General features: G+C 35.9%; 15 protein-coding genes and 1 riboswitch. All 15 genes read right to left on the reverse strand.

What is annotated here, in order from left to right:
• Positions 1-31: 31 nt before the first annotated feature.
• Positions 32-205, reverse strand: a complete 174-nt coding sequence (locus U8521_RS11490; protein ID WP_334332527.1) for a hypothetical protein — start codon at positions 203-205, stop codon at positions 32-34.
• A 55-nt stretch (positions 206-260) separates the two neighbouring features.
• The gene (locus U8521_RS11495; RefSeq protein WP_334332528.1) at positions 261-725 is read right to left on the reverse strand and encodes a hypothetical protein; all 465 of its coding nucleotides are present in this window, start codon (positions 723-725) and stop codon (positions 261-263) included.
• Positions 726-778: 53 nt separating this feature from the next.
• Positions 779-1,984, reverse strand: coding sequence for a CCA tRNA nucleotidyltransferase (locus tag U8521_RS11500; protein ID WP_334352797.1), 1,206 nt, complete (start codon positions 1,982-1,984; stop codon positions 779-781).
• An 88-nt stretch (positions 1,985-2,072) separates the two neighbouring features.
• Entirely contained in the window at positions 2,073-3,323 is a 1,251-nt protein-coding gene (locus U8521_RS11505; protein ID WP_334332530.1) for a tetratricopeptide repeat protein, read from the reverse strand.
• A 62-nt stretch (positions 3,324-3,385) separates the two neighbouring features.
• Positions 3,386-3,661, reverse strand: coding sequence for an HU family DNA-binding protein (locus U8521_RS11510; RefSeq protein WP_010019909.1), 276 nt, complete (start codon positions 3,659-3,661; stop codon positions 3,386-3,388).
• A 188-nt stretch (positions 3,662-3,849) separates the two neighbouring features.
• Entirely contained in the window at positions 3,850-5,163 is a 1,314-nt protein-coding gene (der, locus tag U8521_RS11515; RefSeq protein ID WP_334352798.1) for a ribosome biogenesis GTPase Der, read from the reverse strand.
• A gap of 3 nt (positions 5,164-5,166) precedes the next feature.
• The gene (gene cmk, locus U8521_RS11520; protein WP_334352799.1) at positions 5,167-5,829 is read right to left on the reverse strand and encodes a (d)CMP kinase; all 663 of its coding nucleotides are present in this window, start codon (positions 5,827-5,829) and stop codon (positions 5,167-5,169) included.
• A 60-nt stretch (positions 5,830-5,889) separates the two neighbouring features.
• Positions 5,890-6,996 carry a LysM peptidoglycan-binding domain-containing protein gene (locus U8521_RS11525; RefSeq protein ID WP_334352800.1) on the reverse strand — a complete coding sequence of 369 codons (1,107 nt, stop codon included), beginning with the start codon at positions 6,994-6,996 and terminating at the stop codon, positions 5,890-5,892.
• Positions 6,997-7,087: 91 nt separating this feature from the next.
• On the reverse strand, positions 7,088-7,639 hold the full coding sequence (locus U8521_RS11530) for an ECF transporter S component (protein WP_334352801.1): 552 nt from the start codon (positions 7,637-7,639) through the stop codon (positions 7,088-7,090).
• Between the two features lie 70 nt (positions 7,640-7,709).
• Positions 7,710-7,829: riboswitch (FMN riboswitch) on the reverse strand.
• Between the two features lie 79 nt (positions 7,830-7,908).
• Positions 7,909-8,631, reverse strand: coding sequence for a pseudouridine synthase (locus U8521_RS11535; RefSeq protein ID WP_334332535.1), 723 nt, complete (start codon positions 8,629-8,631; stop codon positions 7,909-7,911).
• Positions 8,618-9,163: an SMC-Scp complex subunit ScpB gene (gene scpB / locus U8521_RS11540; protein ID WP_334352802.1), complete on the reverse strand. Its 546-nt coding sequence runs from the start codon at positions 9,161-9,163 to the stop codon at positions 8,618-8,620. The genes U8521_RS11535 and scpB overlap by 14 nt, the downstream gene beginning before the upstream one ends.
• A gap of 1 nt (position 9,164) precedes the next feature.
• Positions 9,165-9,887, reverse strand: coding sequence for a segregation and condensation protein A (locus tag U8521_RS11545; RefSeq protein ID WP_334352803.1), 723 nt, complete (start codon positions 9,885-9,887; stop codon positions 9,165-9,167).
• A complete protein-coding gene (locus U8521_RS11550; protein ID WP_334332538.1) occupies positions 9,887-10,279 on the reverse strand; it encodes a RibT protein in 393 nt (130 codons plus the stop codon). Before U8521_RS11550 ends, U8521_RS11545 begins: the two co-directional genes overlap by 1 nt.
• Before the next feature lie 13 nt (positions 10,280-10,292).
• Entirely contained in the window at positions 10,293-11,213 is a 921-nt protein-coding gene (xerD, locus tag U8521_RS11555) for a site-specific tyrosine recombinase XerD (RefSeq protein ID WP_334332539.1), read from the reverse strand.
• Positions 11,214-11,224: 11 nt separating this feature from the next.
• Positions 11,225-12,085: a CvfB family protein gene (locus U8521_RS11560; RefSeq protein WP_334352804.1), complete on the reverse strand. Its 861-nt coding sequence runs from the start codon at positions 12,083-12,085 to the stop codon at positions 11,225-11,227.
• Positions 12,086-12,247: the final 162 nt, after the last annotated feature.

The raw sequence follows: 12,247 nt of genomic DNA on the forward strand, positions 1-12,247 counted from the left end.
ATCACATGTAACCTTTAGATTGTAAAACGTCTTAACGATATTCTTGCAGTTGTTGCAAATCATAATACATCTGTTGTACTCCGCCGAATCTAACTAAAATCTTTTGGCGTGATTCATCAAAATAAACAACAGCTCCAATTTGATTTTTCATGGCATCTTTTTGATCAACAATTGTGACCATTGAACCAATTTTTAAATTTCCCATGATTATCCTTTCAACAAAAAACGGGACCGATCAAAAATCGTCCCGTCAAAATTAATTAAAGTGCATCTTTATATAAATCATAAACAGTATTTTCTGGATCGATTGAGATAAACAAATTACCACTCTTCTTTGAAATCGTTGAAGTTTGATAAGCATTGTCTAATCCTTCAGCATCCTTTTGCTTGAATGGGAAGTAAATTTGCATTGGTGCCTTATCTTCATCATCCTCAAAGACAATATCGCATTTTTCGATATCTTGATACTTAATAATACGGTTGAACATTCCATCAGCTAAAGCGGCTGTTGAAACATCAGTATCTTTAATGTAGTCAGCTGCTGGTAGAATTTCAATTCTGAAACGTTTACATGGATGGATTTCTTGCATACGTCCACCCTCAATACGTCCATAACTAGTTGTAACACGTGAAATCCAAACGTCACTCATTTCTCCATGATTAACAGTCCATGTGTCATCGTTTCTAAAATAGAATTTTAATTCCTTAAAAACATGCTTAGTCATATTATCATCCTTTCAAAACCTAAAATACTTACTGGTTTCATAATACCACAGCATTATTGATTACTTAACAAATAATGACTTAATTCTTCAAAATTATTGAAAACGTTTCCTTCCACGACAGCGCGCTCTATTTGGGACATTGATTTTCCGATGATTGGACCCGGTTTAACATTCAAAATTTGACAGATATCCTTACCCGTAATCTTTAAATCATGACTACTTTTAATAGGAATCTGTTCTACTTTTTGACTTAAAGCATCATAGTCAAAAGAGATTTGTAACATCTTGCAAAGAGAAATCACTCTTTGAAAATTGTCCAGACCTAATTTGTAAATGTTCCACAGATCATAATCACCAACTTCGAATAAATGCAGCATGCTCAAAGTATTAACACTCATTTCTCGAGTTTTATTGGAAACTTTCCAATCACGCAAAAAACGATTGAACTCACCTTGATTCAAGGTTAAAGCGTACCCAATGGCACTCCAAGCCTCTTCTTCATCAACAAAGTGTTTGTCCCGATTAGCTTCCAATAATTCGGCTAACTCCATTCGCTGATCCTTGAAACCAGGACAATAATCACTCAGATGTAATTTCAAAAATTCAGCAAATCCCGTCTGCCAACTACGGCTCAACAAGAGTTTGACGAACTCTTCACGAATTCGTTCAATTGCAATTTTTGACAATAAGGGAGCATTATCGGCGATAGCTTGAGCAGTTTTCTCTTCAACTGTGAAATTCAACTGCGCTTGAAATCTAACGGCCCGCATCATTCTTAGCGCATCCTCATGAAATCGTTCTTCAGCCTTTCCAACCGCTTTAATCACGTGCTTATCTAAATCCTTTAGGCCATCAAATTTATCGATGACATAGCCATTACGGTCGACTGCTAAGGCGTTGATCGTAAAGTCACGACGCTTTAAATCATCTTCAAGTGAGCGTACAAAAGTAACTTTATCCGGACGACGAAAATCTTGATAGCCTGATTCTGTTCGAAAAGTCGTAATCTCATAAGATGAATCATTCAATAAAACTGTGACTGTTCCATGTTGAATCCCCGTATCGACAGTTCTTTTAAAAATATGTTTGATTTCTTCAGGATAGGCACTCGTTGCTATATCTACATCATGTATCGGCAATCCTAAAATATGATCACGCACACTTCCCCCAACGAAATAAGCCTCAAATCCGGCTTGTTCAATTTTTTCTAATACTGGTAATGCTTCTTTAAAATCTTCAGGAAGTTGTTTGATTTGCATATTCGTACCTCAATTTCATTGCTTAATACAATAACTATACACGAATTTTAAGAAATATAAAAAGCCTGACAAGTGTCAGACTTTAGATTTATTCAGAAATTTGATTCAAAAGTTCTTGCATATCTTCGTTATCTGGGTCTTGCTTCAAGTACAATTGTAAAGCCGCCTTTAAAACGTCCTTATTGTCCGTGCTACGCAAAATTTCAATCAAATCAGATAAGTAGTCCAGGTTGTCCTTAAAATCGTCCAGAACTAATAAAATGTTATCCTGAGCCGACTTTATGTCGTCAGTTTCAAATTGAGATTTAGCTAAATTCCAAATTAATTTTGGTGTGTTATTGACGTCACGATCACTCAAGAGATCCAAATTACTCTTAAATTGACCTTTGGTGATGTAATAATCACTCAATTTAATAATCAAAGGCATTGGATCATCGACTGTCTTAATACCTTTTTCGATAATCTTGATAGCATTCTCCGGATCCTCAGGTGTGCCTGATTCAAACGCAATTTGATAAAGACGATCATCTAATTCATTCAAATTCAAACCTAATTGAGCGTACTTGAAAGCTTCAGAATTCTTTTTAATATTAAGATAATCTTCGGCCAAAATTGGATAAGCCGTTGGATAATCACGATTAGTATCTAAAAGTTTTTCCAAGACAGTTATTGATTTGTTGTAATTTTTAACTTGATTGTACAAGAAACCTAATTGGAATTGAGCATCCTCATTTAGTTCGATAGCATTCAAATCTTCATAGGCACTGATAGCAGCTTCATACTGACCATCCCCAGCTAAGGAACTGGCCTTTCTTAATACGATCGAAATACCTGAATAATTTTTTATTCCCATATCCAAAAGCATGTCGTAATAAGTAATGGCCTTACTGAATTTATTTTCATCAAAGTAAACTTCAGCTAATGCAAACTTAAAAACTTCTTCATCTGGAAATTCACGGATACCAGTCAATAATTTTTGCTCACTCACTTCATACAAAGCTTGTGATTGATAAATATCAGCTGAAACCAGTAAATTTTCAGCATAAGCTGGTGAGTCTGGCGTGATTTGCGAAATATAATCCAGAGCTAGATCACTTTTACCATCTGAAACGGCAATCTCAGCTAAACGGGACAAGATCTGTCCTTCAGTCGGATATAGTTTCAAAAGATGTTCGTAGACGACTTTAGCTTGGACTGATAATCCACGACTCATTAATGTTTCGGCTAAAGAAAATTTAGTTTGATCATCATCTTGATTTAGTGATTCTTGAATGAGTGAATCTACTTTGGAAAAATCACCATCATCGATTGTCTCTATAACTTCATCTGCTTTACTCAAATTATTTCCTCCGTTTTTGCATAAAAAAAGACGGTCCACGACCGCCCCTAATTAAAAATCAATTATTTAACTGAATCCTTCAAAGCTTTACCAGGTTTGAATGCTGGAACCTTGCTTGCAGGAATCTTGATTTCTTCGCCAGTTTGTGGGTTACGTCCCTTACGAGCAGCACGTTGACGAACTTCGAAGTTACCAAAGCCGATCAATTGAACTTTGTTACCTTCTGATAAGTTTTCTTGGATTGTTTCGAAAACTGCATCAACAGCAGAAGTTGCATCTTTCTTTGTCAAACCAGTTTTGCTTGCTACACTATCAATAAGTTCAGCTTTATTTGCCATATGTGAAATACCTCCGAAAATGTTAAAAAATTTAGAACACATGAACTGTCTTGAATGCGTTCATTATTCTATGTACAAAATTACCATAGCAATGCGGATGTGGCAAGCATTTACGCCGTTTTTTCTAATAAATTCCTCTAAATATAATTTTATTTATAAAAACGAATAAAACATTGCCACTTTGGGGTCTATTTCCGCTTTCTAGGCAAAATTTTAATTGGTGTTCCTTCAAAATCAAAAGTCTCTCTCAATTGATTGATCAAAAATCTCTCATATGAGAAATGCAATAATTCATTATCATTCACAAACACAACAAAAGTTGGTGGTTGAATTGCCACTTGAGTCATGTAGTAAATTCTCAATCGTTTTCCATTGACTAATGGAGTTGGAGCAATTGAAGTTGCTCGTAACAAGAGATCATTTAGAACACTTGATTGAATTCGACGGTGACGATTATCAAATACTCGTTCAACTAATTCAGGAATCTGGTCTAATCTTTGACCTTTGATGGCTGAAGTGAAGAGAATCGGTGCGTATGATAAATATTGGAATTCAACTCTAATTTGGTTTTCAAAGTCCTTCATCGTATTGGTGTCTTTTTTCAAAGCATCCCATTTGTTAACGACGATAATCACACCTTTACCGGCATTATGCGCATATCCAGCTACACGCTTATCTTGCTCACGAATACCTTCTTCAGCGTTCAAAACAACACAGACGACATCTGATTTATCGATAGCACTCAAAGCACGTAGAACCGAATACTTTTCAGTATTTTCGTAAACTTTACCGCGCTTTCTGATACCAGCCGTATCGATCATGGTAAAGTCTTTATCGAGCTTTTCATCATGATATTTAGTGTCGACCGCATCACGAGTCGTTCCTTGCATATCAGACACAATGACCCGCTCATCACCTAAAATAGCGTTAACTAATGATGATTTCCCGACGTTTGGACGACCAATAAAACTAAATTTAATCGATGTATCTTCTTCTGACTTGTCATCATGTGGAAAGGCTTTGACGATTTCGTCAAGCAAATCACCCAATCCAGTACCTTGGGCACCAGAAATTGGATTTGGATCACCAAACCCTAATGAATAAAAGTCATAAATATTTTCTCTTTGTTCAGGATTATCAGCTTTATTAACTGCCAAAACAACTGGTTTTTTAGTCCGATAAAGAATTTTAGCAACATCTTCATCTTCTTTAGTAACGCCATTTTGACCATTGACAATAAAAACAATTACATCAGCTTCATCAATTGCAATTTCGGCTTGATTTTTAATTTGAACTGACAATTTTTCGCCGCTCATTTCGATACCACCAGTATCGATCAAACGGAATTCTCTTCCTAGCCAACTAGCACGGGAATAAATCCGATCTCTAGTTACACCAGGTGTATCTTCAACAATAGATAATCTTTCATTAATTATTCTATTGAATATAGTAGATTTACCAACATTGGGGCGTCCTACTAACGCAACTACTGGAACAGCCATAATCTACCTCCCTTGTTCATTTACTATTTCTGAAACTCTCTTTACTACTTCTTCGATGGTCATATCTGAAGTGTCAACTTCAATGGCATCGTCAGCCTTTTTCAAAGGTGAAATTTCACGATGAGAATCTTTATAATCACGTGCTGCGATTTCATCTTGTAATTCTTTTAATGGCGTATTGATTCCCCGTTCAAGATTTTCTTTGTAACGTCTTTGAGCTCGAACTTCCACACTGGCAATCAAGAAAATTTTCACTTCTGCGTTTGGCAATACAGTCGTACCAATGTCACGTCCATCCATGACGATATTAGTATTATCAGCCATATCACGTTGCATTTGGACTAATTGTGTTCTGACTTCTTTGATTGCTGACACTTGTGAAACGTTATTCGTTACTTCTTCTGTCCGAATGTCTTTTGAAACATCTTCCTCATCTAAAAAGACATGTTGTCCATCACTTTCATTTGAAAAATGGATTTTATGTTCAGACATCAATTTCAAAATACCGAGAGTATCACCATAACCCACATTATTCTTTTTTGCAAGCAATGTTACTGTTCGATACATAGCACCAGTATCACAATAAACAAAATTAAGATTTTTAGCAATCAATTTTGCGATAGTACTTTTTCCAGCAGAGGCTGGTCCGTCGATAGCAATTTGCATCTAATTTCTCTCCTTAATAAAAGGGCCCAGACAAATTTGTCCCAGACCCTTATTTAGTATCTATTTTACTCTTAATGTAGTACCTGGTGTCAATGTACCAACGTTACTATTCATACTTTGTAGTTGAGCAGTTGTTAAATTATGATTGTAAGCAATTCTGAACCAGTTGTCACCAGCTTTAACAGTATAATATTGAGCACCTGTATTAGTTGTTGAACTAGTCGTTGAATTGTTAGTATTTGAATCACTCGTAGTTGAACTATTAGTACTATTGCTATCAGTATTAGTATTAGCGTTAGTTTGGTTTTGAGATTGTGACTGATCAGACTCAGTTGTCCCACCGTCACTGGCTGTACTACTTGAGTCAGAAGTACTGTTACTATCTGTAGTAGAACCGTCACTATTGCTATCTACTGTACCAGAATCATTAGTGTCATTTGATGAGTCATTGTTAGACGTAGACGATGTAGTAGATTTACTACTTTTCTTAGTAGTAGTTTTCTTCTTTGGTGTCGTCTTCTTTTTCTTCTTCGTTGACTTATCTTTATTTTCAACTGATTGACTGGATTGGGCACTATCCAAATCACTGCTGCCGCTATTACCTTTAACTGCATGAATAACGATTGGTGTGAACATAATAATGATCAAAGCAATTACTAAAGTGACCACTAGTGTGTGATTACCACGTTGCTTTTCCTTTGTAACAGCTCTAGATACATGTCCATCATCGTCAGTATCAGTATCGAAACTATTTTCCCAAGGTTTGTCGCTCTTTTTATCATCGTCGGCATCCTCATCATCTTGATCATCAAGAGCTTGTGATTGTTCACTTTGATCTTGATAATCTTGATTAGTTTCAGGTTCATCATAATCTTCATTATAATCAGGCTCAGAATCTTGAGATTCAAAGCCCTGTTTTGATTCACTTAAATGATCTTGGCTTTCTTCAGATTGAAGATGGTCCATAGAATCTTGACTATCATTAGTATTAGCCTCTTGTTCTACGGGAGCATCATTAGAAGTTTGATTATCAGAAACATCGGGTGTTGCACCTTTAATTAAATGATATTTCTTCAGATCTTCAAGACTAACGGACCCCTCAAGTCCTTGTGTGGATTTAGGAACGCGAGTATCGCCAGACATATTGTTTTTATCCTTATCGGCCATTAAAAACCAACCTCCTAATTTCTATCTCTTAAAGCATATCATAAAAGTTTAAAATTTTTCTTTAAAGATTTATAAAATTGTGTTAGTTTCGCTATTTTATTGACAAATGTCCTTTAAGTTTAGGATAACAAATGATTACCGCTAAAGAAATAATCAATGCTTTAACAATATTAAATGGTACCACACCTGTCGCCACATATTCGGCCAAACTCATATTAAGTTTCATTCCGACCACATTCATGTACAGAGGCATAACTACTAGATAATTTAAAACTGACATCACAACTGTCGTGACCAATGTCGAAACGACTACTGCAGAAATCTTATAGCCTTTTTTCCAGAAATAATAAAATGGCAACAATAATGAAACGGAACTAAAGAAAGCTGAACCATTCCCGATTAAACCAGCAACACCACTACCTGTGATCAAAACATGGACTAGAGCTTTTAACAAAGCTATCATTGTGCCACCCAATGGTCCGAATGCAAAGGTACCGATCACCACTACACAGTCGCTTAAATCAATTTTTAAAAACGGCAACCAGAACAAAACTGGAAATTCAAAAAACATCAGAATTGTTCCTAAAGCCGCAAAAACTGAAACTCCAATTAAATCGTGAAACTTAGTTAAACTTTTTCCCATAAAATCAACCCCTCTATTGATTTCCAAAGAAAAAAGGCCTATTTTGGGCACACCAAAACAGACCTTACTACTCTGTTTTCTTTCATCCAGACTTTACTGTCGGTATTGGACTTGCACCAATTCAACCAGCTTACGCTGGGTCGCGGACTTTACCGCCGGTCGGGAATTACACCCTGCCCTGAAAACCAATTATTTATTTTTATATTTATAATATAGCAGATGCCTTGTGAGGGTTCAACTATCAAATCCTCAAGCCTCTAAAGCCAATTTTAGTTTTCGCTCTTCAATTGAGCTACTTCTTGGCGAGTCAAGTCACGGTACTTACCAGAAACTAGACCGTCAAGTGTCAAGAAACCATACTTCTCACGAGCTAGTTTTTCAACATGATGACCAACTGCATCAAACATGTTCTTAACTTGATGATTGTGGCCTTCATGAATCACGATTTTAACGATTGAAGAATTCTTTTTCTTGTCTTTTGATTTAACCGTCACCTTAGCATGAGCTGAAGTATAATCCTTAAACTTGATACCATTTTCCAACTTCTTGATTTCTTCAAGCGTCAAGATACCTTCAATCTTAGCAACGTAAGTCTTGTCCACGTGATAACGAGGGTGCATCAAATGATTGGCAAACTCACCGTCATTAGTTAAAAGCAGTAGTCCAGAAGTATCGTAATCCAAGCGACCGATTGGATAAACTCGTTCTTCAACATCCTCTTCTAATAAATCAGTCACAACTTTGCGACCTTTATCATCTTTAACTGCTGAAATAACACCACGAGGCTTGTACATCAAAATGTAACGTTTCTTTTCAGTTTCTAATGGCATCCCATCAACTTCCACTTTATCGTGGTGATCAACTTTGACACCCATTTCTGTCACAACTTTATCATTAACTTTGACATGACCTTTAGCAATCAGTTCTTCTGATTTACGTCTAGAAGCAACTCCTGCGTCAGCCATAAATTTTTGTAATCTAACTTTCTCCATTTATTTCTCCTATATCGGAAGCATCCTCAAAATTTTCTATTTTTGGTAATTCTTTAATATCCTTAATACCGAAATAATCAAAGAATTCATCTGTCACGATATAAAGGTTGGGATGTCCAGGAACATCCTTTTTACCATTTTCTTTGATCAATTTTCTCATCAACAACGTATTCAAACTACCAGAACTTTGGACTCCACGAATTTCATCAATTTCAATTCGCGTGATTGGTTGTCGATAAGCGATGATTGATAAAACTTCTAGCGCTGCTTGACTCAACTTAGTAGCTAACCCAGTTTTGAAATATTTCGTTAGTAATTCACTAAACTCATTTTTAGTGACCAATTTATAAGTTGAATTATAATCAACCAACTGAATCCCCGATTCGCCATCGGTCATCAATTTAACTTTTAGCTGTTCAATATTTTGTCGCAAAGCTGCGCTATCAATTTCTAATAACTGTGACAAGTCTTTTTCCTTAATCCCTTGGTCTCCTGCCACAAAAAGAAGTGCCATTATTTTTGCTTGATACACATTAATTCCTCAATTCAATAAATAGTTCACTACGAAAATCTTCTTGGCTCACAGTAACAACTTGCTTACTTGCCATCTCTAAGATTGCCATAAAGTCAGTAACTATTTCTTCAATATTATTATTCAATTTCAAAAGCGCTTTAAAAGTTACTTTTTTAGCCACTTTTAATTTTTTCAAAATATTCTCCGTTGCATCTTCAATTGACAAAGTCTCATTCTCAATCGTTTCAGTCTCAGGACGATGATTCTTTTGTTGCTGCAACAATTCCTTATACGTCTGTGCTAAGTCATCCAAGACGACCGAACCTGGTTTTAAAAATTGATCCAATTGTTGTTTTGGCAAACTGACTTCTTTATCAAATTCTTCTTTACGGGTCGCTTCTTTTTCTTCAAAATAAGCTGCCACCCGTTTGTAAGTTTGATAAGTCAACAACTGTGAGACTAACTCATCACGTGGATCCATCGGTTCGTCGTCTTCAATCTCATCTGGTGCCTGTGGTAAAAGCATCCGGCTCTTAATTGACATCAAGGTTGAAGCCATGACCAAATAATCACCTGCAATATCTAATTGTAGAACTTTCATACTTTTCAAGTAATCGATATATTGTTGCGTGATTTGAGCAATCGGAATGTCATAGATATCTACTTTTGACTCTTTGATCAAATGCAACAATAAATCAATTGGTCCCTGAAAATCTGTTAAAACTAAATTTAATTTTTGCATTAATCGTCGTCTTGCTCTTTCTTACTTTTTTCTAACTTTTGTTTATTCTGACGCCATTTTTTGATCTGATCACTAATCTGGAAGTTACCCAAAACAACTAAATTAGGAAAGCGTTCTTGAATATCATCAAAAATTTTAAAGACATTACTTTCTGACCGGTAGGAAGGATTCAAAGAGACATATTCCACAAAAACAGTCTTCTCAGAAAATGACAGCGCTACAATGCCTGAATAATCTTCCATGTTACTTTTCCATAAGTAAAGTTGACGGTTCTCATCTTCAGAATAGAGCTTTAATTCTTGTTCTAAATTATCTAAATCTTTTAAATCACTAATATACGACAAAAAGCCCATGGCAATTTTTTTGTTCTCATCACTATATTTACTAAGCATCCATACCTCCGATCTAAGCCCGTGGGAAGGACTTGTTATAGACTTGTTTCATTCTAGTTTGATTTACATGTGTATATATTTGAGTCGTCGAAATATCCGAATGTCCTAATAATTCTTGGACAACTCGTAAATCGGCTCCATTTTCCAACAAATTAGTTGCAAACGAATGTCTCAATGTGTGAGGCGTGACATCTTTTTTAATTCCAACTTGCGCAATATACTTTTTGATCATTCGCCAAATTGATTGTCGAGTTAGTTTTTTACCACGGAAATTTAAGAAGACTTCTTTTTGTTGTCCGTATTTTTCAACCAAGGGCTGACGAGTCTCGACAAAATACTTTTTTAACCAAGTAATTGCCGTATCACCTATGGGCAGAAGTCGTTCTTTGTCACCCTTTCCAAGCGTTTTAATCAGCGGGATATCAAGGTGCAAATCATCCATACTTAAATTCACCAATTCGCTAACACGAAGCCCGGTGGCATACATTACTTCAAAAATGGTCCGATCACGGATTCCTAAAGGAGTTGTCACATCAGGAGATTCAATCAACGAATTGACTTCATCCATTGACAAAACTACTGGCAAATGTGTTCCTTTCTTAGGAGCATCGAGTTCATTCATTGGATTAGCATGAATCTTATCGATCAATTCCATCCACTGATAAAAGCGGCGCAATGAAGAGAACATCCGCATTTGCGATGTTTTTGATTTTTTTGCTTTATCCTGACTAACGAAAAATTCCGTGACTACAAAATGGTCTTCAGGATAAAATGACAAATTCTTTTTTTCCAAAAAACTACTAAATTCTAATAAATCCTGTTGATATGAAACGATCGTATTTTGAGACAAACCACGATCTAAACGCAGATAGCGGGCATAGTCAGCAATCGTATCAATCATTTTTTGATTCTTAATCGATAATTTCTCACTCATACAAAATGCCTCTACTTGAGATACGTATAACCGTCTTTTTGCTCGATTTTACCTTGCTTCATCAAGTTACCGAGGGCACGCTTAAAGCTACCTTTACTGATACCAAAGTATTCTTTAATGTCATCCGGATCACTCTTGTCAGTATAAGGAATTTTTTTATCACGAGCATGTTCCAAAACGGCTACGATCATCTTGGCGTCAGGAGTAATTTCCTCATAAGCACGTGGTCTCATCGAAAGATTCAAACGACGATGACTAGTACCAATCACTCGAGCTTTGACGTGTTGTCCAATATGAAGTGGTTCAGCTTGTTCTTTGACATGAATAAAACCGATATAATAATTCTCAGTCATGACGAAAGCCCCACTATCACGAATAGCAATAATCGTACCTTCTTCATCCTTATTTTTGACATCATCGCCAGGGCTTCGAGCAATCTGAGTATACAAGTCAATATCGGCCAATTTTCCCCAAAGTCTACCCTTATGATCAATCTCCAATTTGACCATCAAATTATCGCCCTTCTTAGGCCATTCTGAGTGTTCAAAAGGCAGATCATCCAAAGAGACAACGATATCCTTGTCGTCCAAACCAATATTAACGAAAACTCCTAAATCAGTTCTAACTTCAGTCACTTCTGCAAAATCCCAAACACCTTGAACTACAAATGGCATAACGGTTGTCATTTTATTTTTATGTGCTTGATTTTCATAAACGAAGCCACCAATTTCATCTCCCAATTCAGGGATTTCTGTTAATTCATCTAAATCTAAAGCGAAAGTATTACCCTCAATTTGAACGAAAGCTTCATCCTTATTTAGGTCAGTCACAGTTCCAACTAAAACTTGACCATACATTTCTGTTATATCCATATTTCACCATACTCTTTTAGTCATTTTTATTTGCTCTTATATTTTACCAGTTCACGTTACATAATACTTTGAAGAATGGTAAATTTCTAAAATTTATTCACTAGTTTTATCCTTCACAATAATTAATTAAATTTTAATTCTGATTTTATAAACTTTTTGAAG

The sequence above is a fragment of the Companilactobacillus miaonis genome (assembly GCF_036913615.1).
GTDB lineage: Bacteria > Bacillota > Bacilli > Lactobacillales > Lactobacillaceae > Companilactobacillus.